At 71.5% G+C, this 24,631-nt stretch carries 26 protein-coding genes; 16 read left to right on the plus strand and 10 right to left on the minus strand.

All coding sequences use genetic code 11. From position 1 onward, the window contains the following. Positions 1-18 precede the first annotated feature (18 nt). The 5 genes from ACZ32T_RS26770 to ACZ32T_RS26790 are packed head-to-tail and all read right to left on the minus strand — an operon-like array spanning position 19 to position 5,189. Positions 19-990 carry a hypothetical protein gene (locus ACZ32T_RS26770; RefSeq protein WP_467369412.1) on the minus strand — a complete coding sequence of 324 codons (972 nt, stop codon included), beginning with the start codon at positions 988-990 and terminating at the stop codon, positions 19-21. Then, entirely contained in the window at positions 987-1,604 is a 618-nt protein-coding gene (locus tag ACZ32T_RS26775) for a flavoprotein (RefSeq protein ID WP_467268761.1), read from the minus strand. The genes ACZ32T_RS26770 and ACZ32T_RS26775 overlap by 4 nt, the downstream gene beginning before the upstream one ends. Next, on the minus strand, positions 1,601-2,590 hold the full coding sequence (locus ACZ32T_RS26780; RefSeq protein WP_467268759.1) for an LLM class flavin-dependent oxidoreductase: 990 nt from the start codon (positions 2,588-2,590) through the stop codon (positions 1,601-1,603). Before ACZ32T_RS26780 ends, ACZ32T_RS26775 begins: the two co-directional genes overlap by 4 nt. A gap of 56 nt (positions 2,591-2,646) precedes the next feature. Continuing rightward, on the minus strand, positions 2,647-3,915 hold the full coding sequence (locus ACZ32T_RS26785) for a M16 family metallopeptidase (RefSeq protein WP_467369414.1): 1,269 nt from the start codon (positions 3,913-3,915) through the stop codon (positions 2,647-2,649). Beyond that, positions 3,912-5,189: a M16 family metallopeptidase gene (locus tag ACZ32T_RS26790; RefSeq protein WP_467268756.1), complete on the minus strand. Its 1,278-nt coding sequence runs from the start codon at positions 5,187-5,189 to the stop codon at positions 3,912-3,914. The genes ACZ32T_RS26785 and ACZ32T_RS26790 overlap by 4 nt, the downstream gene beginning before the upstream one ends. Positions 5,190-5,347: 158 nt before the next feature. Between ACZ32T_RS26790 and lxmK the strand changes: the two genes are divergently transcribed. From lxmK to ACZ32T_RS26820, 6 genes are all read left to right on the plus strand, one after another. After that, positions 5,348-6,466: a class V lanthionine synthetase subunit LxmK gene (gene lxmK / locus ACZ32T_RS26795; protein WP_467268755.1), complete on the plus strand. Its 1,119-nt coding sequence runs from the start codon at positions 5,348-5,350 to the stop codon at positions 6,464-6,466. Beyond that, complete coding sequence (locus ACZ32T_RS26800) at positions 6,466-7,425, plus strand: T3SS effector HopA1 family protein (RefSeq protein WP_467268753.1); 960 nt, start codon at positions 6,466-6,468, stop codon at positions 7,423-7,425. The genes lxmK and ACZ32T_RS26800 overlap by 1 nt, the downstream gene beginning before the upstream one ends. Positions 7,426-7,452: 27 nt before the next feature. After that, positions 7,453-8,808 carry an NAD(P)/FAD-dependent oxidoreductase gene (locus tag ACZ32T_RS26805; RefSeq protein WP_467369416.1) on the plus strand — a complete coding sequence of 452 codons (1,356 nt, stop codon included), beginning with the start codon at positions 7,453-7,455 and terminating at the stop codon, positions 8,806-8,808. 196 nt (positions 8,809-9,004) lie between these two features. Continuing rightward, entirely contained in the window at positions 9,005-9,160 is a 156-nt protein-coding gene (locus ACZ32T_RS26810; RefSeq protein ID WP_401522233.1) for an LxmA leader domain family RiPP, read from the plus strand. A 56-nt stretch (positions 9,161-9,216) separates the two neighbouring features. Next, positions 9,217-9,372, plus strand: coding sequence for an LxmA leader domain family RiPP (locus ACZ32T_RS26815; protein WP_203729111.1), 156 nt, complete (start codon positions 9,217-9,219; stop codon positions 9,370-9,372). A gap of 51 nt (positions 9,373-9,423) precedes the next feature. Beyond that, entirely contained in the window at positions 9,424-9,588 is a 165-nt protein-coding gene (locus ACZ32T_RS26820; protein ID WP_401522230.1) for an LxmA leader domain family RiPP, read from the plus strand. A gap of 290 nt (positions 9,589-9,878) precedes the next feature. On the opposite strand, the gene ACZ32T_RS26825 is transcribed toward ACZ32T_RS26820, so the two are convergent. Together ACZ32T_RS26825 and ACZ32T_RS26830 are read right to left on the minus strand one after the other, a co-directional pair. Then, entirely contained in the window at positions 9,879-10,193 is a 315-nt protein-coding gene (locus tag ACZ32T_RS26825; protein ID WP_467369418.1) for a transcriptional regulator, read from the minus strand. Beyond that, positions 10,190-10,606 carry a hypothetical protein gene (locus ACZ32T_RS26830; RefSeq protein ID WP_467268745.1) on the minus strand — a complete coding sequence of 139 codons (417 nt, stop codon included), beginning with the start codon at positions 10,604-10,606 and terminating at the stop codon, positions 10,190-10,192. The genes ACZ32T_RS26825 and ACZ32T_RS26830 overlap by 4 nt, the downstream gene beginning before the upstream one ends. A gap of 103 nt (positions 10,607-10,709) precedes the next feature. Between ACZ32T_RS26830 and ACZ32T_RS26835 the strand changes: the two genes are divergently transcribed. The 3 genes from ACZ32T_RS26835 to ACZ32T_RS26845 are packed head-to-tail and all read left to right on the plus strand — an operon-like array spanning position 10,710 to position 14,109. Continuing rightward, a complete protein-coding gene (locus ACZ32T_RS26835; protein ID WP_467268743.1) occupies positions 10,710-11,654 on the plus strand; it encodes an ABC transporter ATP-binding protein in 945 nt (314 codons plus the stop codon). After that, positions 11,651-12,817: an ABC transporter permease gene (locus ACZ32T_RS26840; RefSeq protein WP_467268741.1), complete on the plus strand. Its 1,167-nt coding sequence runs from the start codon at positions 11,651-11,653 to the stop codon at positions 12,815-12,817. Before ACZ32T_RS26835 ends, ACZ32T_RS26840 begins: the two co-directional genes overlap by 4 nt. A gap of 20 nt (positions 12,818-12,837) precedes the next feature. Then, positions 12,838-14,109: a cation:proton antiporter gene (locus ACZ32T_RS26845; protein ID WP_467369420.1), complete on the plus strand. Its 1,272-nt coding sequence runs from the start codon at positions 12,838-12,840 to the stop codon at positions 14,107-14,109. 30 nt (positions 14,110-14,139) lie between these two features. Here the strand turns inward: ACZ32T_RS26845 and ACZ32T_RS26850 are convergent, their stop codons facing one another. Further along, complete coding sequence (locus tag ACZ32T_RS26850) at positions 14,140-15,144, minus strand: helix-turn-helix transcriptional regulator (RefSeq protein ID WP_467369422.1); 1,005 nt, start codon at positions 15,142-15,144, stop codon at positions 14,140-14,142. A 311-nt stretch (positions 15,145-15,455) separates the two neighbouring features. Here ACZ32T_RS26850 and ACZ32T_RS26855 point away from each other — a divergent pair, with 311 nt between their 5' ends. The 4 genes from ACZ32T_RS26855 to ACZ32T_RS26870 all read left to right on the plus strand — a co-directional run bounded on the left by ACZ32T_RS26855 (position 15,456) and on the right by ACZ32T_RS26870 (position 17,241). Continuing rightward, on the plus strand, positions 15,456-15,707 hold the full coding sequence (locus tag ACZ32T_RS26855) for a hypothetical protein (protein WP_467268734.1): 252 nt from the start codon (positions 15,456-15,458) through the stop codon (positions 15,705-15,707). A gap of 101 nt (positions 15,708-15,808) precedes the next feature. Then, positions 15,809-16,075, plus strand: a complete 267-nt coding sequence (locus ACZ32T_RS26860; protein ID WP_467369425.1) for a hypothetical protein — start codon at positions 15,809-15,811, stop codon at positions 16,073-16,075. Between the two features lie 16 nt (positions 16,076-16,091). Beyond that, the gene (locus ACZ32T_RS26865; protein ID WP_467369427.1) at positions 16,092-16,460 is read left to right on the plus strand and encodes a transposase; all 369 of its coding nucleotides are present in this window, start codon (positions 16,092-16,094) and stop codon (positions 16,458-16,460) included. 160 nt (positions 16,461-16,620) lie between these two features. Next, positions 16,621-17,241: a TetR/AcrR family transcriptional regulator gene (locus tag ACZ32T_RS26870; protein WP_356710099.1), complete on the plus strand. Its 621-nt coding sequence runs from the start codon at positions 16,621-16,623 to the stop codon at positions 17,239-17,241. Between the two features lie 12 nt (positions 17,242-17,253). Here the strand turns inward: ACZ32T_RS26870 and ACZ32T_RS26875 are convergent, their stop codons facing one another. Beyond that, entirely contained in the window at positions 17,254-18,090 is an 837-nt protein-coding gene (locus tag ACZ32T_RS26875) for a MaoC family dehydratase (RefSeq protein WP_467369429.1), read from the minus strand. Between the two features lie 4 nt (positions 18,091-18,094). Further along, positions 18,095-19,417, minus strand: coding sequence for a 3-oxoacyl-ACP reductase (locus ACZ32T_RS26880; protein ID WP_467268725.1), 1,323 nt, complete (start codon positions 19,415-19,417; stop codon positions 18,095-18,097). Positions 19,418-19,491: 74 nt separating this feature from the next. On the opposite strand from ACZ32T_RS26880, the gene ACZ32T_RS26885 reads away from it, so the two are divergent. The 3 genes from ACZ32T_RS26885 to ACZ32T_RS26895 all read left to right on the plus strand — a co-directional run bounded on the left by ACZ32T_RS26885 (position 19,492) and on the right by ACZ32T_RS26895 (position 24,627). After that, on the plus strand, positions 19,492-20,769 hold the full coding sequence (locus ACZ32T_RS26885; protein WP_467268866.1) for an acetyl-CoA C-acetyltransferase: 1,278 nt from the start codon (positions 19,492-19,494) through the stop codon (positions 20,767-20,769). 110 nt (positions 20,770-20,879) lie between these two features. Continuing rightward, positions 20,880-22,802 (plus strand): AMP-dependent synthetase/ligase, encoded by a 1,923-nt coding sequence (locus ACZ32T_RS26890; RefSeq protein WP_467268723.1) that lies wholly within the window; start codon positions 20,880-20,882, stop codon positions 22,800-22,802. Positions 22,803-23,058: 256 nt separating this feature from the next. Beyond that, a complete protein-coding gene (locus tag ACZ32T_RS26895) occupies positions 23,059-24,627 on the plus strand; it encodes an APC family permease (protein ID WP_467369431.1) in 1,569 nt (522 codons plus the stop codon). Positions 24,628-24,631: the final 4 nt, after the last annotated feature.

Consider the following 24,631-nt stretch of genomic DNA (forward strand, 5'->3'; position numbering starts at 1 on the left):
TGGGTTCGGTGGGTCGGTTCAGCCGCTGGTGGATGCGGGGAGGCCGTCGCTGTCGAGGAGCTCCGCGAGCATCGGTACGTAGCCGTGGAGCTGGTCGTTCCAGCCGTGGTAGGCGGCGACGGCCAGGGCGTGGGTGGCGATGCGTACGGTGCAGCCGGCGGCGAGGACCGAGGGGTCGAAGCCGTCGCCGTACGCGCTGAGGAAGCTGGTGCGCAGCCGGTCGGGCAGGGGCCAGTCGAGCTCCGCGCCGCGGGCCGCGGCCGTGTATTCGGTGAGCTCGCCCAGGAGGCAGGAGAGATCGGACTCGCGGCGGCCGGTGTACGCCTCGCTGCCGGTGAGCATGTGGGCGGCCGGGCGGGGGCCGTCGGAGGGCTGTGGGTCCGCCACGACGAGGCTGCCCAGGGAGCACCACCCGTGCAGGGTCACGGCGTCGTGCGGGTCGGGGACGCTGCACAGATGGGAGGTGGCCTCCTGGAGCCGGCTGAAGCGCGTGGGTCCGAGTCCGGTGCGCAGGCGGTAGTGGAAGGCGGTGGCGGCGCGGGGGCCGCGTCCGGTGGCGAGGTAGCGGTGCAGCCGGAGGTGGCTGTGCGGGGTGTGGGGGAGTTCGCCGTCGCCTGCGGGCGGCACCGGGCTGGTGTGGAGCCGGCGCAGCTGCGTGCCGAGGGCGGTGATCAGCTGGTCGAGGTGGCCGTCACTGTCGGCCTGGGCGGGTGTCATGAGGGCGGCGAAGCTGTGACGGCCGTGCACCCGCCAGGTGTGGAGGGTGGGGGTCGCGTGGACCGGGGGTACGAAGCGGAGCGCGGGTGTGCCGAGTGCGGACAGCTGGGGGAGGAGGGCGTCGGGGAGTGGCGGATAGGGATCGGGGTTGTCGCGTCCGGGGCCGCGCTGCCAGAGGAGATGGCCTTCCGGTGTGCGCAGGACGCGGGTGATCTGGTTACCCGTGCCGGACTCGTCGATGACGACGCTGCCGGCGGGCGCGGGTGCGCTCATGCGGCTGCCTCCTGCTGCCAGGAGCGGAGGTCCTCCAGGGCGGCCACCGCGTGCGGCAGCAGAGCCGCCGTGCCCAGGCCCTCCTCACCGGTGGACATGCTGATGCCGCTGATGGGCGGCAGGACGCTGATGTTGTCGCGCAGGGACAGTGCTTCGACATGCTGTCGGTAGGCGGGGTTGAGGTGTCCGCCGGGGGGCAGGGCCGGGCAGACGACGATCGGGGCCTGGGTGCACTGCAGGGCCAGCAGGGTGGGTGTGTCGGCGAGTCCCAGGGCCAGCCGGGCGGTGAAGTGGAGGGTCGCGGGGTGGACGAGGATCGCGTCGGGCCAGGCGGCGAGCTCGACGTGCAGTGCGGTGTGGGGTTCCTCGGGCCAGTTGTCGATCATCGGTGGCCGGCCGTCGTTGGCGGCGGCGACCGCGGTGACGCCGGCGAAGCGGCGGGCGGAGTGGGTCATGACGCAGCGGATGTCCATGTGGGGATAGCTGTTGTGCAGCCACCGCAGCCACATGGGCATGAACATGGTCTGCACCCCGCCGGTGGCGACGTAGAGCAGGCGCTCGGCGTTCAGCGGCGGCGGTGTGTCGGGGACGAAGGGCTGCGGGGTGAAGGTCATCGCTGCTGCTCCCGCTCCTCCACGGCGTCGAGGATGGCGCTCAGGTCGCCGAGTGCGGCGCCGGCGCCTTCGGCCAGATGGACACCGCCGACGTTGACGATGACTTCGTCGACGCCTGCCGCGTGGTAGGCGGCGAGTTGGGTGGCGATCTCCTGGGGGGTGCCGTGGGCGAGGACCCCGTGTTCGACCAGCAGGCGCGCGCCGGTGTCGGGGTCGTCGGCGTGTGCGGGGACGCCCGCCTGCCGCAGCATGTCGGTGTAGTGCGGGGCAGTCAGGTGGGTTCCGGCGGCGCGCCGCGCGATGTGGACGAGGTCGCGCCCCGGCCGGGCGACGGCGCACTGGACGACCGCGGCGATGGTGGGGAGCGGGCGGGTGGGGTCGGTGGAGCGCCCGTGGCCCTCGCGCACGGCGGGTGCGATGTGCTGGGCTATCCACGGTGCGGGGGTGAGCCAGGTGATGGCCCGGTCGGCGACCTCGCCGGCCAGGCGGGCCATGGGCTCCCGCAGGACGCCGATGCCCACTTCGACGGGGGGTGTCCCCAGGGTGGGCAGGGTGATGCCGGTGGTCTCCCATGGGCCGTCGGGTGCTTCGGCGGTGCCGTTGTTGGCCAGGGTCCGCAGCATCGTGGCGTACGAGCGCGTGGTGTGCACCGGCCGGCGGTAGGGCGCGCCGAGGAGGCGTTCCTGGAGTACCGCCGCGCCGGGGCCTATGCCCGCGACGAAGGGGCGCTGGGAGAGTGCGGCGATCGAGCGGGCGTTCAGGGCCGCGGTGAGCGGGTGGCGCATGGGCATGACCGAGACGGCGGTGCCGTAGGAGAGGTCCAGGCCGAGGGTGCTCAGTGCGGCGAAGAGGTGGTGGCTCTCCATGGTCAGGGTCTGGCCGCACCACAGACGGTTTCCCGAGGTCTGTTCGGCGAGGCGGGCGTAGGAGACGACGCTGCCGAGTTCGGTGGGCATGGCTGAGTAGATGACGCTGGTCGTGGGCATGGTGCTTCCTTCGAGGGCCGGCCGCGCCCGGGTGAGGCGTGGGTTCCGGGCTGCGGTCAGGACGGGTCGGCGAGGCCTGGGTCGGCTGTCAGGTCGCCGCACAGGAGGCGGTGCATCCCGGTGGGGTGCCATCTGTGGGCGATGTCGCGGACGTCGTCCCGGGTGAGGGCGGCGATCGCGCGGGGGATGTCGGTGACGCCCGAGGGGCCGAGTCCGGAGGTGAGGTAGGACATCAGGCAGGCCGCTCGTGTCGTCTGCTCGCCCAGGCCGAGGGTGTACTTGCCGACGGTGTGGCGGACCGCTGTCCGCAGCTCGTCGTCGGTGGGGCCGTTCTCGGCGAAGTCCTCGAGCACGGCGTCGAGGTGGCGCCGGGCGCGGGCCGCGTTGCCGGGGGACACGTCGGCCTCGATGACGATGACGTCGCTGTCGAGGTGGTCGGTCAGAGCGGCGGAGGTGCGGTAGGCGAGTCCGTGGCGTTCGCGGAGTTCGGTGTTGATACGGGAGGAGAAGTTGCCGCCCAGCAGGAGCGAGGCGACCTGGGCGGCAGCGAAGCGGGGCAGGTCCTGGCGGGTGGTGCAGGGGGCCGCGTACCGCAGGTGGGTCTGGGACCATCCCGGCCGGTGCCGCAGATGCGCCCCCGGGTCCTGGGCCGGTGCGAGGGCGGTCGCCGCCCCGGCCTGCCGGGGTGAGGCGGACCGCCAGTCCGCGAGGGCGTTCTCCAGGCGGGGGAGGAGGGCCTGCGGGTCGAGGTCTCCGACGACGACGAGGTGGGCCCGGTCCGGGCGCAGGGCGCGGTGGGCGTGCCGGACGTCGTCGGTGGTGACCTGCTCGACGTCCCGGGCGGGGGCGGTCGGCTCGGCGTACAGCGGTAGGTGGCCGTAGTAGGCCTCCCACAGCTGTCGTGCGGAGTCGACGGCCGGCACGGAGGAGATGAGCGTCGCCTGCTGGGCGGCCTTGGCGCGGGCCTGGTCGACCATGTGGTCCGAGGCGTGGAGGGATACGACGGCGGCCAGGGCGTCGGCGAGCGGGCCGGCCTGTCCGCTGACACAGGTCAGCGAGACCATGAGCCACTGCTGCCGGCGGGTGACGGCGACCTGTCCGCCGACGGCCTCGAAGGCGGTGCAGGCGTCCAGGGCGGGAACGGTTGCCGCGAGGACGTCCAGGGCGGCCGTCTCCGCGGCGGTGCGCAGGGGGGCCTCGACGGCCAGGTGCGCCTGGAGCAGGGGAACGGTGCGCAGCGGTGAGAGAACGAGGCCGGCGCCGTTGCTGTGGTGTGTGCCGACGATGTCGATGGGCGGCAGGGCGAGTCCGGCGGGTGGTGTCATGCCGCAGCCTCCAGGGGGGCGGTACCGGGCAGCAGGTCGACGACGGCGCTGCCGTCCTCCTCGGCGAGGTGGGCGGCGGCCCGGTGCACGTCGTCGACGGTCACGGTGGTGAGCGCCCGGGCCAGGTCGTCGAGGATCAGCGGGCGGGCGAAGAGGAGTTCGCCGCGCGCCAGGGCACGGGTCCGGTGGGCCAGGGAGTCCATGGCCTGGTAGAGGCCGCGCCGCACGGAGTGGACGGCATGGCTGAGGGCAGCGGGTGCCAGGCCGTCGGCGACGGCCCGCAGTTCGTCACGTACGACGTCGAGGGTCGCCGAGGAGGAGAGGGTGTCGGGCCGGTGGACGACGAGGACGAAGGTGTCGGGGTCGGTGGCCATGAGCGGGCCGAAGAATCCGACGCTCGAATCGCTGCGGGCTCCCCGCGCGCCCAGACGCTGCTTCAGGCGCCCGGTCGTGCCGCCGGTGAGGATCTGGGAGAGGACCAGGTGGGCGGCGTACTCCCGCAGCTCGGTACCGGCCGGCGGCATGCGGTGGCCCAGCGCCAGGGCGGGGCGGGGCGCCAGCCCGTCCCACCGGGTGAGGTGCTGGGGTCCGCGCAGTGGTTCATCCAGCGGTACGGGAGGTGGCAGGGGGCGGGCCTCAAGAGCGTCGAAGTGTGTGGTGGCGGCGTCGAGAAGGCTTTCGGCGTCGGTGTCCGCGCACAGGGCGAGCACGGCGTTGCCCGGACCGTAGTGGGCGTCGTAGAAGGACCGGCAGTCCTCCACGGTCGCGGTGTCGAGGTCGACGGGCTCGCCGTAGCCGTTGTGCGCGTTGTGCCAGAGGCTGTAGAGGGCTTGCGGAAGGACGGTCCAGGGGAAGCCGCCGTAGGGCTTCCCGTCTACCTGGAGCGCGATCTCCTGCTTGACGACGTCGCGTTGGGTGTCGAGGTTGTCCCGGTCGATCCGCAGGTGCGACATGCGGTCCGCCTCCATGGACAGCACCTGGCCGAGCATGGGGCCGGGCACCACCTGGTAGTAGTCGGTGTGGTCCGGAAACGTGTGCCCGTTGACCGTGCCGCCCGAGGCCTGGATACGCGCGAAATGCTCTCCGCGCGGAATGTTCCGCGACCCCTGGAACATCATGTGTTCGAAGAGATGCGCGAAACCGCTTCGCATTGGGGGTTCGCTGCGGAAACCCACACGGTAGTTCACGGATATTCCTGCACCCGATACGCCTGGTATTCGCTGGGCAACGATCCGGAGACCGTTCGGAAGTTGACGCGTCCTCAAGTCGGCCATGGCCCAGGATTCAAGCTCTCCGGAAGCGGTGTGGCAACTTTTTGTTGTGCGGCGGGCCCTGTGAGCGCAGCGCGTGCGGCGTTTTTATGGTTGACCGTCAACTAACGCGGATAGTTGAGCATTGCGGCTGCCTCGAACGGCTCTCTATGGTCCGTGGCATGGCGAAAAGCATCGGCATTCGAGAACGGGTACCCCGTTTCCAGCCGGTCGACCTTCAGGCCGTTCCGCATGTGGACGCGCTGCTGAGTCGGCTGGAACTGGGAACCTTCGACCCCCACACGGTCACCAGCCCACGCGGCCGGAACAACAACTGGGCCGGTACCACCGCGAGCGGCGCCCAGGTGTTCGTCAAACAGTTCGGAACGGCGGCCGATGCGAACCGGTCGGCCCGTATGCGCCGCACCCAGCTGGTGTGGGAGGCCGGGCGGGAGAGCCTGGCCACCCCCGAGGTGCTGGGCAGCGACATGGACCACGGACTGATCGCCTTCGCCTACCTCGAGGACGCCGACAACGGTGCCGAACTGGTGGCCTCGGAGGAGTTCGACGAGGATCTGGCCGCGCAGGCCGGCACCCTCGTCGCGCGGCTGCACGGCCTCGACGCGGCCGGCTTCGACACCACCGAGCACCCGCTGCCGCCGCTCGGTCTGCTGTCCGCGCTGCCGCTGCGGCGCTACGCCGACGCTTCGTTCGCGGAGCTGGAGATGTGGCGTCTGCTGCACGCCGACACGCCTCTGATCGAGGCGCTGCACGCCCTGCGCGCGGCCGACCGGGAGGGGACGGACGCTGCCCGCTGTCCGGTCCACGGCGACCTGCGCACCGATCAGTTCCTGCGGTCGGGGAGCCGTCTTTTCCTCACCGACTTCGAGGAGACCCGCCTGGGGGACCCGGCCCGTGACCTGGGCGCCTTCGCCGGTGAGTGGCTGTACCAGGCGGCCAACCGGATCCCGGGGAGCCTCGCGGAGGCCTCTCCGGTGGGGCACACGGTCACCCACGAGGAGATCGTGGCCACCGGAGCGGTGGAGGTCGAGCGCTGTGCGCCGCTGGTGCGTGCGTTCTACCGCTCGTACACGGCCGCGGCGCCGGAGCACGTGCGTGCCGACGAGGGCCTGGCGAGCCGGGCGGCCGCGTACGCCGGCTGGCACATGCTCGACCGGATGCTGGCCGCGGCGGAGTCCTCCGCCCGGCTCTCGCCCATCAACAAGGCCGCGGCCGGCATCGGCCGTACGGTCCTGCTGTCCCCGGGTGAGTTCACCACCGCTCTCGGCCTGGAGGCATGATGCCCGCGACCCTGAATCTGTCCTCCCGCGTCGCCGGTCTCCTGGACCGGGTGCGGGTGAGCGACGGAGGGCACCGCGCCGAGACCGGCGGGGAGAGCTACGAGACCGGCAGCCCGCAGGCCCTCGTCCAGAAGCTCGCTTCCGTGATGTACCAGACGCTGCACACCGGGCGCGCTTCCGCGATGGAGTCCACGCCTCGCACATGGCGTGACGCGGCGTTCGACGAGCGCCTGCGCCTGACCCTGGAGGACCGCACGGTCACCCGGGGGGCGACGGTCCTCCGGGCCGGTGAGGACCATTCCGTGGTGGTGCTGGACGGGGTACGGGTGGCCGTTCCCCCGGGGTCCCTGCGGGAGACCCCTGCCGGGAGCGCGGAGGTCGTCCTGCCCGCGGCGCGGCCGGGTCTGTCGCCCGGCTTCTTCTTCGCCGGTTCGCAGGCCACCTCGGGATCCGGCGCGACGCTGAGGCTGTACGCGCACCTGGCGGATGCCGACGCAGCCCCCGAGGTCTGGCGTGCGGCGGTCGGCTTCCTCGACGGCGCCCGGACCCCGTGGCGGGCGAAGATCTCCTCGTCGCCGCTGCTGTACCCGCGCACCGACGCGCTGGTCGTCTATCTCCCGCGTCCCGGCTGGAAGCAGGCGCGGGCCTGTGCGGAGCACCTCCAGGCCACGGGGCTTCTCGCGCCGGGGACCTCGCCCTTCGTCCGCCCGCTGACCGAGTCGGTGGGCTGTGCGTTCGAGCCGGACGACCAGCGTCCCTCACGCCGGGGCATGAGCTTCGGCCAGCACCGGACGCACGTGATGGCCGAGGCGCTCGTGCGCCACGCCACCCTCCCGACCGGGGCGACGGAGTCACGCGAGGAGTGCCTGACCGCGGCGTTCATCGACGCGGGCATCGACCCGGCGGAGCCGGCCCGCAACCTCTCGTCGCCACTCGTCGACATCCTGCACACCTTCTGAACCGTCATCGACGAAAGGAAATCGCTCATGTCCGAGGCAACCCGCTACGACGTCGTCGTCATCGGCGGCGGCCCCGCCGGCTCCACCCTGGCAGGCCTGCTGGCCAAGCGCGGCCGCAGCGTGCTGGTACTCGAGCGGGAGTCCTTCCCGCGCTACCACATCGGGGAATCCCTGGTCACCGGAATGATCCCGGTGATGGAGGAACTCGGTGTCGTGGACGAGCTGGAGGCACGCTTCCAGCGCAAGACCGGCATCAACCTGGTGTGGGGCAAGGACCCGCAGCCCTGGCGCACCGACTTCAGTGCCACCGGTGGTGTGTACGACCACTCCTGGCACGTCAGGCGCGACGAGTTCGACCAGATCCTGCTGGAGAACGCCCGCAAGCTCGGTGCGACGGTGCTGGAGCAGGCCAGGGTCGACGACGTCGTCCAGGACGCGGACGGCACGGTCACCGGCGTCGTGTACACCCACGGCGGGAAGAAGCAACAGGTCTCCGCCGCGTACACGGTCGACGCGTCCGGGCAGAACCGGGTCGTGACGCGCAAGCTCACCGACGTGACGTTCCAGGAGGACCTGCGCAACGTGGCGGTGTGGACCTACTTCGAGAGGTTCACGCCGCTGGAGGCCCCGGAGGACATCCTCGTGGAGGCCATCGACGGCGGCGGGTGGATGTGGGGCATCCCGCTGTCGGACACCGAGCTGAGCCTGGGCTATGTGCTGCCGGCCACGCAGCTCGCCGAGGCCACCGCGCAGGGCCGCTCCCGCACCGACGTCTTCCTCGAGGGCCTGGCGGGCAGCCGCATAGCCAGGACGATGGTCGATCCGGCCGACGCCGGCGAGATGCGTACCGCCCGGGACTGGTCGCACATCAGCGAGCGGTTCCACGGGCCCGGCTGGGTCGCGGTCGGTGACGCGGCGTGCTTCATCGACCCGCTGTTCTCCTCGGGTGTGTGGCTCGGGACCTCGGGTGCCTGGATGGCGTCCCGTGCCCTGGACGCGGTTCTCGACGAGCCGGGGTCCGAGGAGCAGGCCCTGGGGCGTTTCGAGGCCACCTACCAGCAGCTCTACAACGACATCCTGGCCTATGTGCGGTTCTTCATGGATCCCAACCGGCTGCGTGAGGAGTACATGGAGCGGGCCCAGGGGGTCGGGCGCATGTACATCGAGAACTCGCGGGTGGGCTTCATCAGCCTCATCTCGGGCATCAAGGCGCTGCCCGAGCTGGTGAGTTTCGACCCGATGGGGGTCGAGGGGATCCAGGAGGTCATGCAGGACCGGGCGGCCAGGGCCGAGGCCGCGAAGGCCGCGAAGGACGGGGACGGGGAGCCGGCGGAGTCCGGCACCGAGGCCGACGCGGCCGCGGTGGCCGCTCCGGTCGGCTGATCCGGCATCAATTAACGGGCGAAAGTTTCTCCTGGACGGCGAACTCCGAAGGTGGAGCGGGTTTCCGGTCAAGCGCCGTGAAAACTCCCGTCGACTGCCGATCCCCATGGTGATGGAATCTCATTTGTCAGCAACCGCAGCCCGAAAGGAAAGCGGCCGCTGATACCAAGGAGATAAAACAAACTGGGAGTTCGACATGAACGAGAAGCTCATCGCCGGCTACGCCGCCTACACCACCGCTGACGAGTACGGCACCGCCGCCACCGGCGAGGCCCCCGCGTCCGCGGAGACGGTCGGCATCTCCATCGCCTCGGTGGCCCTCTCCATCATGTCGGTCGTCGACAAGTGCTGATCGCCTGACCCGGCCCGAAATCGACTACCGACATACAACGGAGAAGGAAACCGAAAATGAACGAGAAGCTGATCGCCGGCTACGCCGCCTACACCACCGCTGACGAGTACGGCACCGCCGCCACCGGCGAGGCCCCCGCGTCCGTGGAGACCGTGGGTATCTCCATCGCCTCGGTGGCCCTCTCCATCATGTCGGTCGTCGACAAGTGCTGATCATGTGACTCAGCCGGTTCGGCCTCCCAACCGACACCGGGAGATACCGAAATGAACGAGCAGCTGATCGCTGGTTACGCCGCCTACACCACCGCGGACGAGTACGGGACCGCCGCCACCGGCGAGGCCCCTGCCTCGATCGAGTCCGTCAGCTGGGCCGTGTCCGGCGCGGCCGTAGGGGCGAGCATCTCGCTGACCGTGCAGAACGGCTGCTGATTTCCTTTCAGCGGCCTCGCTTCAAGGATGTGTCGAATCGTGACAGAGAAGTCCTTCTCCGGGTGTGCGCACTGCCTCCGGGCCGACGGGTTCACCGAACTCGACGTTCCGGGTGAGGGAGCGGCACACGCCCGCGTGACGACGCGACCCGCAGGCCGTGACAGCGGCCTCGCGGCGAGCATCCTGCCTCTATCGGTCATCTCCTGATGGCCACACGTGGTGCGGCCTCCCGGTGTTCTCACCGGGCGGCCGCACCGCAGCCGTGTTTCTCCACCCGTCCGGGCGATGCCTCAGGCGCGGTGGCTATTGCCATGCCGTGCCGCGGTGTCGGCGATGAGCTGCAGCTCGGCCAGGTGTCCGGCGAGGGCGGTCCGGCCCCGCTCCGTGAGGGCGAGCCAGGTGCGGGGGGTCTTGCCGACATGCCCCTTGCGGACCTCCACGTAACCGGCTCCCTCGAGCGCCGCCGCGTGTTTGGAGAGGGTCGGGGCGGTGAGCGCGCAGTACTCCTGTACGGCCCGGAACTCCGCCTCGTCGCACCCGGAGAGGAACGCCGCGATCCTCAGCCGGGTGGACGAGCGGAAGGCCTCGTCGAGGCCGTCGGTCACCGGCGCACCTTCTTCGCGAGTGACACCCAGACGATCGCGCCGACCAGGACCCCCATGCCGAGGAAGACCCAGCGTGTCTGCGGTGTGGCGTTCATGGCGCCGATCACGTACGCCGCTCCCGCGACGACCAGCGTGGACTGGGTGCGCGCGGCCGGGCCCCGCACTCCGGTCACGCCCCGGCGCGCACGGATGCGGTTGAGGAGCGCCCGGGCACCGAGGGCCAGCCCGACGCCGACGACGACGCCGGCGACGCGCACCCACGCGCTCTCGGCGCCGATGCCGGCCAGGGCGACTCCCCCGCCCACCATCAGCCCGCACAGCGGCGGTGCCCAGGCGGGCAGAGCGGGGGTGACCGAGGCCTCGTAGGAGGTTCGGGCGGCTGCCAGGTTCTTCTGTGCTTCCTCAGCGTCCATGTTTCCATCTTGGCAGGCAGTTTCCATTTAGGCAAGTAGTTCCGCCAGGGAAAGACGAGTGTTCCCCGGCGCCCCACACCACCACCAGCAGGAGTGAACTCCCGTGACAGCACTCGAAGTCGACAACCTCACCAAGCGCTACGGCCCCCACCTCGCGCTCGACTCCCTTTCCCTCCGCGTCGAGAGCGGCGACCTCTTCGGCTTCGTGGGCAGCAACGGCGCGGGCAAGACCACCACCATGCGCATCGTCGTCGGCCTGCTGGCGGCCGACAGCGGGCACGTGCGCTGGGGTGAGGAGACGCTTCCGGCCGCGGGAGTGCGCTTCGGCTACATGCCGGAGGAGCGCGGTCTCTACCCGAAGATGACGGTCGCCGCCCAGCTGACCTACCTCGCCCGTCTGCACGGTCTCACCTCGGTCGAGGCCCGCCGGGCGATGCTGAGCTGGACCGACCGGCTGCGCATCACCCAGCACCGCGACAGCCCCGTCGACTCCCTGAGCCTCGGCAACCAGCAACGGGTGCAGCTCGCCGCCGCCCTGGTCCACGATCCCGGCGTCCTGGTCCTGGACGAGCCCTTCTCCGGACTGGACCCGCTGGCCGTCGACGCCATGAGCGAGGTCCTCCAGGAGAAGGCCGCCGAAGGGATCCCGGTGCTCTTCTCCAGCCACCAGCTCGAGCTCGTCGAGCGGCTCTGCGACCGGGTGGCGATCGTGCGCTCGGGGCGCCTCGCCGCCTGCGGCACCCTCGACGACCTCCGCGGCCGCCCTCAGGACGCGCCGCTGGTCCTCCAGGTCGAGGGGGCCGAACCCGACTGGGCCCTGCACCACCCCGACACGATCAGCGCCTTCAAGACGCACGAGGACGGGACCTCACTCGTCGTCGAGGCGGCCCCCGGCCATGACGAGAACAGCGTGCTGCGCGCCGCGATCCAGCACGGCACCGTGCGCCGGCTCACCCGCGAACGCCCCACCCTCACCCAGCTTTTCCGCGACCTCGTGGAGCCGCACGGCTCCACCACCCCCCGGAACGAGAGCGAGAACTCCCAGTGAGCACCCCCCGCAACAGCACCCTGAGCGACGTGTGGCTGGTCTACCGCCGTGAGATCGACGCGCGCCTGAGGTCCAAGGGCTACTTCGTCGGCATGCTCTTCATGGTCATCGCCGTGTTCGGCCTGGTCGCCGGCCTCTACTACGCGAACGCCCCCAAGACGCACACCGTCGCCGTCTGCGGCGCCCCCGCGGAGTCCTTCGGGCCCGCGCCGCCGGGCATCAGCCTCAGTGCGTGCACGGACGAGGCGGCGGGACGCGACCGCGTGGCCGACAAGGACGCGGACGCCGCGGTCACCGTCTCCGGCTCACGCGTCAGCGTGCTGAGCCGCTCCGACTCACCGCCCCAGGCGCAGGCCTCGGCGGTCGCTCTGGCCAAGGCATGGGCCACGCAGCGCGCCTACGACCGGCAGCGCATCGACACCGCGGCACTGCAGCGTGACGTCGCCGCGGCGGGCCCGGCACTCGTCACCGTCGGCGGTGGCGGCCCCAACGGCACCGAGATCGGTGCGGCCATCAGCATGGTCGTCGTCCTGTTCATGCAGATCATCGGCCAGGGCTCCCTGGTCGCACAGGGTGTCGTGGAGGAGAAGTCCACCCGCGTCGTCGAGGTGCTCCTGGCCACCCTCACCCCGCTGCGGCTCATGATGGGGAAGGTCGCGGGCATCGGCACGGCCGCCGTCCTGCAGATAGTCGTGCTGGTCGCGGCCGTGGTCGGCGCACGGTCGATGTTCGGGGACAGGACCGAGGGGCTGCCCTCGACGGCGGCCCTGATCAGCGCCGCCCTGTGGTTCCTGCTCACCTTCACCCTGTTCGCCTATCTGTTCGCCGCCGCCGGCTCCCTGGTCTCACGCCCCGAGGACCTCCAGTCGGTCCTCATGCCCGTCATGGTCCTGGCCCTGGCGCCCGTGGGCGTCGCCGCGGCGGCGGCCGGTGACCTGAACGCCGGCTGGGTCGGCATCGTGCAGTACGTCCCGCCCTTCTCCGGGCTCCTGATGCCGCTGCAGGCCAGCGTGGGCAACGTCTCGCTGCTCCAACAGCTCGCAGCGGCGGCGGTCATGGCGGGGGCGACCGGTGGATGCGTCTGGCTGGCCGCACGCATCTACTCCAACAGCATCCTGAAGATCGGCTCCGCGGTGCGCTGGCGTCACGCCCTCGCGGCCTGACCACACGGAAAGGACCGGACATGATGCCGCATCCGCTCACCCTGCTGCACGGCGCCGCAGCTCTGCTGGTCGCCCTCGCCCTGGCCGCCGCCGGCCGCCGCGCGGCGGTGCGCCTGCGCCAGCCCGACGTCATCGGCGAGATAGCCGCCGGGCTCCTGGCGGGACCACTCCTGCTCGCGGTGCTGGGCCGCTCAGCCTTCGACGCGGTCCTGCCCGCCGACGTCGTCCGGGGGCTGACGGTGATCGGCCAGGGCGCGCTTGCCCTCTACCTGGTCGGTCTCGCCCACCACCTGCGCGGACGGACCGAGCGCCCCGGCAAGGCCACCGTCGGCTGGGTGGCGGCCGGTTCGCTGATCCCGGCCATGCTGGCGGGAGCCCTGCTCGCCTGGGGTGTCATCGCCTTCGGTGACCAGGCCGTACGAGGCGCCGCCCCGGCGCCCGCGTTCGTCCTGATGACCGCCGTCTCCATGTCGATCAGCGCTGTGCCCGTCATGGCCCGTATCCTCACCTTCCGCCGGATGCAGGACAGCCCCAGCGGCACCCTGACCATGGCGGCCGCCGTCGTGATCGACAGCGTGGGATGGCTGCTGCTCACCCTCGCCATCTGCCTGAACGCACGCACGGTGAGCAATCTCGTCGGCTGCCTCACCGCACTGGCCGTCGGCGGGGTCCTGATGCTCGTCCTCCGGGCAGCCCTGCGCTCCCGGACGGCCCGGCTGCTGGTCGTCGGCCGGAAGCGGTCGATGACCGTGTTCCTCGCCGTCGCCGCCTGCTCCATGGGCTACGCGATGGAGCACCTGGGCATGACAGCCGTCCTCGGCGCCGCGATGGTGGGCTTCGCCGTGCCGGGCGGAGACGGCACACCGTGGAACGCGGCCGTCGCCGGCGTCTCACGCGCCGGCCGCTTCGTGGTCCCCGTGTTCTTCGTGGTCACCGGTGTGGACGTCCTCAGCAGTGCCTACGGATCGGTGTCCTGGTATCTGCTCCTGGCGACGGTCGTCCTGGGGGTCGCGGGCAAGACCCTGGGGGGTTACGCGGGGGCCCGGCTGGCGGGCCGGCCGCCCACGGTGGCCCGGGAGGTGGGTGTGCTGATGAACACCCGCGGGCTCACCGAGCTCATCGTGCTCCAGGCCGGGGTCAGCGCGGGCATCCTCACCGGCCCCATGACCCTGGCCCTGGTCGTCATGGCCCTGGCCACGACGGCGATGACCGGCCCCATGCTGTCGCTGCTGGAGCGCAAGGCCCCGCCGCCCGTCCCGGAGCCGGCCCGGACACCGGTGGCGGCCGTGTGAGGACGAACCGGCCTTCCGGAGCCGCCCTGTCTAGAGCCAGCCCCGTTCGCGGGCGAGCAGGGCGGCCTGGAAGCGGTTGGTCGCGTCCAGGCGGCGCATCAGGGCGGCCACGTGCTTGCGGTAGGTCCGCAGCGCGATGCCCACCTCACGCGCCCCGACCTCGTCCTTGTCCGCCGTACACAAGGAGTGCAGGATCTTGCGCTCCAGCTCCGTCAGTGGGCCTCCGGCCTCGTCGGCGCGCTCGTCCTCCGGTACGCACAGTGGATCCGCACTGCTCCACATGCGTTCGAACAGGGAGACCAGCGCGGCGACGAGCCCGGGCTCGCGCGTCAGGATGGCGCCCTTCGCGGTGTGCGCCGGGTCCAGAGGCGTCAGAGCGGCGGCCCGGTCGCAGATGATCAGACGCTCGATCGGGTCGCGCGCGATGCGGATGGCGGCTCCTTTGCCCGCCAGTTCACGCAGATAGGCCATGGTCGGCGGGTCCTCGCGGGCTGCGTGACCGACCACCGTGCGCATACGCACACCACGGCGCAGCACCCGCTCGTCGATGGGACGGGCGTGCGAGATGCTCTCCTTGCTGAGCACCCCGGTGGGATTCGTGGTCAGACTCTCGTCCCAGGTGAAGAACGTCAGCTCGTCGATGGCCGCCCTCACCGCCGCCATGCCGGTCAGCTGCACGGACTGTCCGTCTCCCAGGTGCCCGACCGGGGAAGGCGCACGGCGCTCCGCGATCAGGGCGTCGACGATGCCGCCGGCGTGGACTTCGCTCTGCAGGCGCAGTTCGAGACGCCTGACCGCCGCGGCCACCAGCCCCTCGACCGCCTTCGCCGGCGACAGCGGGGTGAGGATCCCGGAGGCCGATGTGTTCGCCAGGTCGAGTTCGACCAGCTGACGGCAGATCTCTTCGGCCTGCTCCGTGCTGTAGCCGCACTGTCCGGCCAGTTCGTCGGGCGACGCCTGCCCGGTCCTCAGCAGCGCCCGGTAAGCCTGTTCGACGTCGGTGTCAACACCGAGAAATCCCAAATCCTGCCGCACGGCCACCCCCGGCTTCGCTCGCGTGCACGTGCACACACCGGTGCGGAACGCAGGTGTCCGCATCGGGTGTGCACCGACAGGTTACGTACTCACGTGCTCACTACAACCTTCACGACGTGCCCAGCTGATGAAGTGCCGGGCCGGGACCTGAGCGAGCACTTCCCGGAGACGGGCCGGCATGCAGCATGCGGCACCCGGAGATGCATCAAGGTGCACGTTCCGCAGCGTCACAAGCACCGTGCGAAACGGCAGAGTTCTGGCTACCGGCCCACAGCACGGGTGCCGGATGAGAGTCTTACCCAGGGGGAAACATGAAGCAGTCACACCGCACCGTCATGGTCCGTACGAACGTCCGCACGCGCAGAGCCGTCACCTCGGTCACCGCTGCGCTCGCCCTGTGCCTCCTGGGCGCGGGGACGGCCGCCGCCGACGGGGGAGCCGCACCGGGGCCGGCTGACACCGCTCTCTGTTGCGACGTCCCGTTCGGGTCCGCCATCGGCCTGATCGAGGACCTCCTGGGCGAGATCGTGATCGACACCGGGGACGTGCACGACTGGGGGTGAGCCGCCCCCGGAGCCGCCGGAGCCGCCGGGTCCGCGACGACGCGGGCCGGCTGCCCGACACGGCCTACCCCGAGAGGCCATACCGAGAGGGCAAGAGCAACGTGACCGTTGCCCACCACTTCCGCATCACGGTCTCGGCAGCGGCGCCCGCCGGCGCCGCCCCCGAGACCGCCGCTGTCCGGTTGATCACCCTGCTGCCCGCGTCATGGACGGGGGCCATCGTGGAGTGCGCCGACGGCGCGGCCGTCATCGCGGTCACGCCGCCGGGCACGGTGTCCGCGCCCGAGGTCGAGCGCACGGTCGAGGAGATCGTGCGCGGCCGGGCACTGACCGGATGGACGAGTTCCCCCGTAGAACACGACACCTAGAAAAGGGAGACGTGGCATGCCGAGGCCGCCCGCGTTGCCTCCGGAGGAGAAAGTCTCGATCCTGCTCGCCATACTGGCCGGTGAGATCACAGCAGCCGACGCGGCCCGCCGGGCCGGCGTGTCCGCCCAGGCCATCAGCGTCTGGAAGAAGCGCTTCATCGAAGCGGGCAGGACCGGCCTGGAGGCGGCCCCCGCCCCCACCGCCGTACGGGAGCAGGAGCTGGCGGCAGAGGTCGACCAGCTCCGCAAGGCCCTGAGCGACTCCTACCTGCAGTACCAGGCGATGCGCCGGGCACTCGCACGGCCGGCCGCCCGGCAGGGCCCGGCCGTCCACCTCCAGCAGCGGCAGGCCCCGGGCTCCGGACGCCCGCTCCTCGCGGGCTGAGGGCCGCCCCCGCCGGCCCGGTGGGACGACTACCGGCCATCGTGACCGGACCCCGTTCCGCCTGTACGACGGCGGGCGGGGCCGCGCCGTACTCTTACCGAGGAGTAGCGCAGTGGGGGCGGGAGGGACGTCTGACGTGAGTGCAGTGAAGAGCAAACGAATGCCGCGCGCGGTGCGTGAGCAGCAGATGATGGACGCGGCTGTGCGGACCTTCGCCCAGCGCGGTTACCGGGCCGCGTCGATGGACGAGATCGCGGAACTGGCCGGTGTGTCCAAGCCCTTGGTCTATCTGTACCTGAATTCCAAGGAGGAGCTCTTCACCGCGTGCATCCGACGCGAGTCGAAAGCGCTGGTGGAGGCCGTGCAGGCGGCGGTGGAGCCGGGGATTGCGGCTGACCGGCAACTGTGGTCGGGGCTGCGGGGTTTCTTCACGCACACCGCGGAGAACCCGGACGGATGGGCGGTGCTCCACCAGCAGGCGAGCTCGCACGGGGAGCCGTTCGTCAGCGAGGTGGGGGCGCTGCGCGAGGAGATCGTTGCGTTCGTGACGGGTCTGATCGGTGCGGCGGCCCGTGAGGCGCACAGCGACCCGGCGCTGCCCGACCGGGATGTGGCGGGGCTCGCGCAGGCGCTGGTGGGGGCGGCGGAGGCGCTCGCCGGATGGGCGAACGCCACGCCCGGCGTCTCGGCCAAGGAGGCCGCTTCCACCTTGATGAACTTCTCGTGGGCGGGCCTGGAGAACCTCATGCACGGGCGCGGCTGGCAGTCCCGGGGGGACTGAGCGCGCCAGGTGCTACGCGGCGGCCGTCCCGGTGAGGTGGACCCGGCTGCCTCCGCGTACCTGGAAGGCGGTGCCGTCGGTGGCGTACGTGACGGTGGAGGGCAGCAGGACCGGTGCCCTGAAGTCCGCCCGCACGGACCTGATCCGGCCCCCTCCGCCCGCGTCGCTCCCGCGCTCGGCCTCCGCCAGGCAGCGGGCGACGGTCCACATGCCGTGCGCGATGTGCCGGGGGAAGCCGAAGAGCCGTGCTGTCAGGGGGTGGAGGTGGATGGGGTTCCGATCACCCGACGCGGCCCCGTACCGCCGCCCGAGGTCGGACGGCAGCCGCCATTCGGCCACGGAGGGCAGCTCCGGTGGAGTCTGCGGTGCCGCCTCGGAAGGGGACGCCGGCGCTCCGGTCGCGTGCCGGGAGAGGTAGCCGCTGCGTGATTCCCAGACGAGTTCGCCCGCGAGCCGCGCCTCGGTGACCATCGTGACCTCCGTGCCGCGCCGGTGGGGCGTCAGCCCGTCGGCGTACACCGTGAGTCCGAGCTCGTCCGTCGGGTGCAGCACCCGGTGTCCGGTGATCTCGATCCAGGTGTGGACCAGTCCGAGCACCGGCAGGGGGAAGCCGCGGCCCGTCATCAGCCGCATGGCCAGGGGGAAGCCCAGGACGTGCGGGTAGGTGAGCGGCAGCGGGCCTGATTCGGCGAAGCCGCAGATCCTGTTGTACGCGGCGAGGGGCCCGGGGGCCATGCGTCCGGGCGGGATCACCTCGCGGGCGGGGGGCAGGGTGGCGCCGGGGCGCCCGGCTCGCTTGAAGGGGGAGGTGACGGCTCCGCGGACGAGCGAGAGGCTCAGGCCGGTCATGGCGTCAGGCCCCCAGCAGGCTCTGGCCGCAGACCCGTACGACCTGGCCGTTGACCGCTCCGGAGGCGGGCTGGGCGAACCAGGCGGTGGTCTCCGCGACGTCGACCGGGAGCCCGCCCTGGGACAGGGAGTTCATCCGGCGCCCGGCCTCCCGGATGAAGAGGGGCACGGCGGCCGTCATCTTCGTCTCGATGAAGCCCGGCGCGACGGCGTTGACGGTGATGCCGTGCTCGGCGGCGGCGCGCGGGGCCAGGGAGCGGACCAGGCCGATGATTCCGGCCTTGCTGGCCGCGTAGTTGGTCTGGCCGTTGTTGCCCGCGATCCCGGCGATGGACGCGGTGGCGACGATACGGCCGCCGCTGCGCAGGGTGCCCGACCCGATGAGGGCGTCCGTGGTGCGCAGGACGCTGTCGAGGTTGACGTCGATGACGGAGGCCCAGCGGTCGGCCGGCATGTTGGCGAGCCTGCGGTCGCGGGTGATGCCGGCGTTGTGGACGAGGATGTCGAGGCCGCCGGGGACGGCGGCGGCGATCAGGCCGGCGGCATCCGGTGCGGTGATGTCCAGCGGCAGGGCGGTGGCGCCGAGACGGTCCGCGGTGCGGACGAGCTCCTCCCGGGCCTGCGGGACGTCCAGGCAGATCACCTGGGCGCCGTCCCGGGCCAGGACGGAGGCGACGGACGCGCCGATGCCGCGCGCCGAGCCGGTGACCAGGGCGGTGCGCCCGGACAGCGGCGCCGCCCAGTCGGTGACCTCGCCGGGCGCGTCGGCGGTGAGTTCGACGACCTGGCCGCTGACGTAGGCGGAGCGGGGGGAGAGCAGGAAGCGGAGGGTGGATTCGGCGGAGGCGGCGTCGGCCCCGGGCGCGAGCCGCACCAGCTGCGCCGTGGCGCCCCGGCCGATCTCCTTGCCGAGCGAGCGTACGAACCCTTCGAGGGCCTGCTGCGCCGCCGCCTGGTGGTGGTCGTCGGGAGACGGCGTGGTCCCGAGGACGACGACGCGGCCGCCGCCGGCGAGTGACCGTACGACGGGGTGGAGGGCGGCGTGTACGTCGGCGAGTCCCGCCGCAGTGGTGACGCCGGTGGCGTCCAGGACGACGGCGGCCGGGCGTCCGGCCTGGTCGGCGACCTCCAGGCCGGTCGCGGCGAGTACCGTGCCGAGCGTGTCGGAGTGGGCGGAGCTGCCTGCGGTGAGGTGGAGCAACGGCCCGTCGAGGGACGGGGTTTCCAGTGTCCAGCGGCGCAGCGGGGCGGGCTGCGGCAGGCCGAGCCTGCGGGTCAGGAAGCGGCCGGGTGCCGTGCCGGTGAAGTGCAGATAGCGGTCGGCCATTGTCTGGACTCCTGCTCGGTCGTAGATTTACTCCAGAGTAAGGTTACTCAAGGGTCAGGAGTTGTCGAGATGAGCTGGTCGAGTTGATTCCCCTCGCACTTCCGCAGCCGCGCCGGGTCGCGGTCATCGGTGGCAGTCGTATCCCGTTCGCGCGCTCCGACGGCCCGTACGCGCAGGCGTCGAACCAGGACATGCTGACCGCCGCGCTGGACGGGCTCGTCGAGCGCTTCGGCCTGCGGGGACAGCGGGTCGGCGAGTTCGTCGCCGGCGCGGTCCTCAAGCACAGCCGGGACTTCAACCTGGCCCGCGAGACCGTCCTGGGCTCCGCCCTGGACCCGCGCACGCCCGCGTACGACATCCAGCAGGCGTGCGGCACCGGGCTCCAGGCCGTCGTCGCCGCGGCCGACAAGATCGCGCTCGGCGCGGTCGACTCGGCGATCGCGGGCGGCGCGGACACCACGAGCGACGCGCCCCTCGGGGTCAACGACCGGCTGCGCAGGATCCTGCTGGAGGCGCGCCGCGCCAGGTCGGCGGGGGCCCGGCTCAAGGCGCTCGCCGCCGTCCGTCCCGGACACCTCGTCCCGGACATCCCGCGCAACGCCGAGCCCCGCACCGGCCTTTCGATGGGCGAGCACGCGGCCCTCACGGCCCGGAAGTGGGGCGTGGCCCGTCAGGACCAGGACCTGCTGGCCGCCACCAGCCACCAGCGGCTCGCCGCCGCGTACGAACGCGGCTTCCTGGACGACCTCGTCGTCCCGTATCTCGGCCTGGAACGCGACCAGAACCTGCGTCCCGGGTCCACGGTGGAGAAACTCGCCACGCTGAAGCCGGTGTTCGGCGCGGACCACCCCGACGCGACGATGACCGCGGGCAATTCGACCCCGCTCACCGACGGCGCGGCCACCGTGCTGCTGGCGAGCGAGGAGTGGGCCGAGGCGCACGGCCTGGAACCGCTGGCGTATCTGTCGCTGTACGAGACGGCCGCCGTGGACTACGTGAACGGTGAGGACGGGCTGCTGATGGCGCCCGCGTACGCCGTCCCGCGCATGCTGGAGCGCGCCGGGCTCACCATGGAGGACTTCGACCTCTTCGAAATCCACGAGGCCTTCGCCTCCCAGGTGCTCGCCACCCTGGCGTCCTGGGAGGAGCAGGGGCTCGCGCCCGTCGACAGGGACAAGCTGAACGTGGTCGGATCGTCCCTCGCCACCGGCCACCCCTTCGCCGCGACCGGCGCCCGGATCGTGGCGACCCTGGCCAAGCTCCTCGGGGAGCGGGAGGCACCCGGCCGGGGCCTGATCTCGATCTGCGCGGCGGGCGGCCAGGGAGTCACCGCGATCCTGGAACGCCCCTGAACCCCGCCTGCCGTCATCCGTACGTGAACGACCCCGCGCACCCAGCAGCCGCCTCGGCGCCGGGCCCCAGGAACGGGGCCGGCGCCGGACCCCATGTCGAGGAGCCGCTCATGACCACGCCCACTCCCGCCGCCGTACCCGCCGCGCCCACCGTTCCGGTCCTGGTCGAGCCGACCAAGGTCAGGGCGGCCGACGGCTCCGTACGGGAAGTCTCCGTGCCGCCGCTCGCGCCGGCCGTGCGACGTGGCTCGCTCGCCGAGATCCCCTTCGACAACGCCCGGGAGGCCCCGTCCGAGGCGGTCCTCAGCCGTAAGCAGACCGACGAGAGCTGGCAGGACGTGAGCGCCGCCGAGTTCGCCGCCGAGGTCCTGGCCGTCGCCAAGGGCCTGGTGGCGGAGGGCCTCCAGAGCGGTGACCGGGTCGCGATCATGGCCCGTACGACCTACGAGTGGACGCTGCTCGACTTCGCGTCCTGGGCGGCCGGGCTGGTCACCGTCCCCGTCTACCCCACCTCGTCGGCCTTCCAGACGCGCTGGATCCTCCAGGACTCCGGCGCCGTCGCCTGCGCGGTGGAGACGAAGGAGCAGGGCCGGCTGGTCAGCCAGGAGCGGCAGCAGCTCGGGGACCTCGCCCATCTCTGGCAGTTCGACACGGGCGCGATCGGCCGGCTGAAGACGCTCGGCAAGGACATACCCGACGCGGCCGTCACCGCCCGGCGGAGTGCCCTGGGACCGGACAGCCCCGCCACCCTCATCTACACCTCCGGCACCACGGGCCGGCCCAAGGGCTGCGTCCTGACCCACGGGAACTTCTTCGCCGAGGTCGACAACGCCATCGAGCTGCTCCACCCGGTCTTCAAGTCGGTCTCCAAGTACCCCGCCTCCACCCTCCTGTTCCTCCCCCTCTCCCATGTCTTCGGCCGGATGGTCGCGATCGGCTGCCTGCGCGCGCGGGTGCGGCTCGGGCACGCGCCGTCCATCCGGACGGAGGACCTGCTCGCGGACCTGGCCGGCTTCAAGCCGTCGTTCCTGCTGGCCATCCCGTACGTCCTGGAGAAGGTCTTCAACACCGGCCGGGCCACCGCCGAGAAGATGGGCCGCGCCTCGTCCTTCGACCGTGCGGCCCGGATCGCGCGGCGTTACGGCGAGGCGGTCGAGGCCGCCGAACACGGCACGGGCCCCGGCCCGGGCCTGGGACTCCGCGCCGCCCGCGCCCTCTACGACCCGCTGGTCTACCGGCGCATCCGGGCCGCGCTGGGCGGACACGTCCGGTACGCGATCTGCGGCGGCTCCCCGCTGGGCCACAGGCTCGCCGCGTTCTACGCGGGCGCGGGCATGCAGATCTTCGAGGGCTACGGCCTGACCGAGACCACCGCCGCCGCCACGGTCACCCCGCCGCTCAAGCCCCGCCTGGGCACGGTGGGCTGGCCGCTGCCGGGCACCGCCGTGCGGATCGCGGACGACGGGGAGGTGCTGCTCGGCGGGGGCCAGGTCTTCCAGGGTTACTGGGACGCCGAGCGCGGCGAGGCCACGCCGCATCTGGAGGACGGCTGGTTCGCGACGGGCGACCTGGGGGCCCTGGACGAGGACGGCTACCTTACGATCACCGGCCGCAAGAAGGACATCATCATCACGTCCGGCGGCAAGAACGTCACCCCCGCCCCGCTGGAGGACTGGCTGCGCGCCCACCCGCTGGTCAGCCAGTGCATGGTCGTGGGGGACAACCGGTCGTTCATCAGCGCCCTGATCACCCTGGAGCCCGACGGCCTCGCGCACTGGCGTCGGATGCGGAAGAAGGAGGGCATCCCCCTGCGCGAGCTCGTCGAGGACGAGGAGCTGCGCGCGGCGCTCCAGCGGGCGGTGGACGAGGCCAACCGGCTGGTCTCGCGCGCGGAGTCCATCCGCAAGTTCACGGTCCTGCCCGAGGACTTCACCGAGGAGAGCGGTCACCTCACGCCGTCACTGAAGCTGAAGCGCGACGCGATCATCCGGGACTTCGACGCGGAGATCGAGGAGCTGTACCGCAGGCAGTAGCGAGGGCACGGGGGGCGTCCCCCGGCCGGACAGGGCGCAGCCACGCTACGGACAAATTTTGAATCACCGCAAAAGGGGCGGTGGTGCGATTCCCGTACGCCCACTCGTCCTCTTGTAGGTCATTGAATGAAAGGTCATGTTCATCTGAAGCTTTCAATTCAACAGCTCAACTTCCGCCCCGGCATGGCTAATCAAGGGTGAGACGTCGGAGTCTCATCCTCCGGATGTGGAAATCGCAGCGCATAGCGTCCTCTCCATGACTGAGCTGGACGCGCGGCCACAGGCCGGAGACACGGTACGGGGAAGCGCCCCGGCCGACGGCGGTGTACGCGAGAAGGGGCTCGGCGGGAACTCCGTCGGCCTGATGGGCAGCGCCGTCCTCGGCATCTCCACCGTCGCCCCGGTGTACTGCCTGACCTCCACCCTCGGCTCCACCGCCGGTGAGGTCGGCGTGCAGATGCCCGCCGTGTTCCTGGCCGGGTTCCTCCCGATGCTGCTGGTCGCCTTCGCGTACCGGGAGCTCAACAAGGCCGTGCCGGACTGCGGCACCTCGTTCACCTGGACGGTGAAGGCCTTCGGGCCGCGCCTGGGCTGGATGTGCGGCTGGGGGCTGGTGATCGCCACGATCATCGTCCTGTCGAACCTCGCGGGCGTCGCCACCTCCTACTTCTGGCTGCTGGCCGGAGAGATCACCGGCAGCGACTCGGTGGCCGCCCTGGACGACAGCAAGCCGGTCCACATCCTCACGTGCCTCCTCCTGATCGCCGTGGCGACGGCCATCAGCTACCGGGGGATGACGGCCACCAAGGGCATCCAGTACACCCTCGTGGCCCTCCAGCTCGTGGTCCTCGCGGTGTTCGTCGCGATGGCCGTGCAGAAGGCGGGCAGCGGCGACTTCGCCGCGACCTCGACGGACTTCTCCTGGTCCTGGCTGAACCCGTTCGCCGTCCAGTCGTTCGCCGCCTTCACGGCGGGGCTGTCCCTCTCCATCTTCATGTTCTGGGGCTGGGACACCTGTCTCACCGCCAACGAGGAGACCACGGGCAGCGACAGGACCCCCGGCCGCGCCGCACTCATCGCGATGGTCGTCCTGGTCGGCTCCTACCTCGCCACCGGCATCGCCGCCCAGATGGCCGTCGGCACCGGCGGATCGGGTCTCGGCCTCGCCAACCCGGACACCTCCGACAACGTCTTCGCCGCCCTGGCCGGCCCGGTCATGGGCCCCGGCCTCGGCATCCTGCTCTTCGTCGCGGTGCTCGCCTCGGCCGCCGCGAGCCTGCAGACCACCTTCATCCCGGTGGCCCGCACGGTCCTGGCGATGGCGGCGTACGAGGCCCTGCCCGCCTCGTACGCCGAGGTCCACCCCCGCTTCCGTACGCCCGGCAGGGCCACGGTCGTCGCGGGTGTCGCGACCGGGGTGTTCTACACGGTGATGACCCTGGTCAGCGAGCACGTCCTGGTCGACACGATCTACGCGCTCGGCCTGATGATCTGCTTCTACTACGCGCTCACGGCCTTCGCCTGCGCCTGGTACTTCCGCGCCGACCTCACCCGCTCCGCCCGCGACCTCGTCTTCAAGGGCCTGTTCCCGGTCGTCGGCGGCATCCTGCTCACGGCGGTCTTCGGCAAGACCCTGTACGACATGTGGGACCCGGCGTACGGCTCCGGTTCGTCCGTGTTCGGCGTCGGCTCCGTCTTCGTCATCGGCGTCGGGCTGCTGCTGCTCGGCGTGGTGCTGATGGAGGCCATGAGGCGCCGAGGCCCGGCGTTCTTCCGGGGCGAGGTGCTGACGAAGGAGACCCCCGCGCTGGTCGTGCGGGACTGAATCG

This window comes from Streptomyces sp. NPDC023573, from assembly GCF_055559735.1.

What these genes read in the sequence shown, in the direction of transcription:
- ACZ32T_RS26770 (WP_467369412.1), bottom strand. Translation starts at nt 990, where the DNA reads ATGAGCGCACCCGCGCCCGCCGGCAGCGTCGTCATCGACGAGTCCGGC.
- ACZ32T_RS26775 (WP_467268761.1), bottom strand. Translation starts at nt 1,604, where the DNA reads ATGACCTTCACCCCGCAGCCCTTCGTCCCCGACACACCGCCGCCGCTG.
- ACZ32T_RS26780 (WP_467268759.1), bottom strand. Translation starts at nt 2,590, where the DNA reads ATGCCCACGACCAGCGTCATCTACTCAGCCATGCCCACCGAACTCGGC.
- ACZ32T_RS26785 (WP_467369414.1), bottom strand. Translation starts at nt 3,915, where the DNA reads ATGACACCACCCGCCGGACTCGCCCTGCCGCCCATCGACATCGTCGGC.
- ACZ32T_RS26790 (WP_467268756.1), bottom strand. Translation starts at nt 5,189, where the DNA reads ATGGCCGACTTGAGGACGCGTCAACTTCCGAACGGTCTCCGGATCGTT.
- lxmK (WP_467268755.1), top strand. Translation starts at nt 5,348, where the DNA reads ATGGCGAAAAGCATCGGCATTCGAGAACGGGTACCCCGTTTCCAGCCG.
- ACZ32T_RS26800 (WP_467268753.1), top strand. Translation starts at nt 6,466, where the DNA reads ATGCCCGCGACCCTGAATCTGTCCTCCCGCGTCGCCGGTCTCCTGGAC.
- ACZ32T_RS26805 (WP_467369416.1), top strand. Translation starts at nt 7,453, where the DNA reads ATGTCCGAGGCAACCCGCTACGACGTCGTCGTCATCGGCGGCGGCCCC.
- ACZ32T_RS26810 (WP_401522233.1), top strand. Translation starts at nt 9,005, where the DNA reads ATGAACGAGAAGCTCATCGCCGGCTACGCCGCCTACACCACCGCTGAC.
- ACZ32T_RS26815 (WP_203729111.1), top strand. Translation starts at nt 9,217, where the DNA reads ATGAACGAGAAGCTGATCGCCGGCTACGCCGCCTACACCACCGCTGAC.
- ACZ32T_RS26820 (WP_401522230.1), top strand. Translation starts at nt 9,424, where the DNA reads ATGAACGAGCAGCTGATCGCTGGTTACGCCGCCTACACCACCGCGGAC.
- ACZ32T_RS26830 (WP_467268745.1), bottom strand. Translation starts at nt 10,606, where the DNA reads ATGGACGCTGAGGAAGCACAGAAGAACCTGGCAGCCGCCCGAACCTCC.
- ACZ32T_RS26845 (WP_467369420.1), top strand. Translation starts at nt 12,838, where the DNA reads ATGATGCCGCATCCGCTCACCCTGCTGCACGGCGCCGCAGCTCTGCTG.
- ACZ32T_RS26855 (WP_467268734.1), top strand. Translation starts at nt 15,456, where the DNA reads ATGAAGCAGTCACACCGCACCGTCATGGTCCGTACGAACGTCCGCACG.
- ACZ32T_RS26865 (WP_467369427.1), top strand. Translation starts at nt 16,092, where the DNA reads ATGCCGAGGCCGCCCGCGTTGCCTCCGGAGGAGAAAGTCTCGATCCTG.
- ACZ32T_RS26870 (WP_356710099.1), top strand. Translation starts at nt 16,621, where the DNA reads ATGCCGCGCGCGGTGCGTGAGCAGCAGATGATGGACGCGGCTGTGCGG.
- ACZ32T_RS26875 (WP_467369429.1), bottom strand. Translation starts at nt 18,090, where the DNA reads ATGACCGGCCTGAGCCTCTCGCTCGTCCGCGGAGCCGTCACCTCCCCC.
- ACZ32T_RS26880 (WP_467268725.1), bottom strand. Translation starts at nt 19,417, where the DNA reads ATGGCCGACCGCTATCTGCACTTCACCGGCACGGCACCCGGCCGCTTC.
- ACZ32T_RS26890 (WP_467268723.1), top strand. Translation starts at nt 20,880, where the DNA reads ATGACCACGCCCACTCCCGCCGCCGTACCCGCCGCGCCCACCGTTCCG.
- ACZ32T_RS26895 (WP_467369431.1), top strand. Translation starts at nt 23,059, where the DNA reads ATGACTGAGCTGGACGCGCGGCCACAGGCCGGAGACACGGTACGGGGA.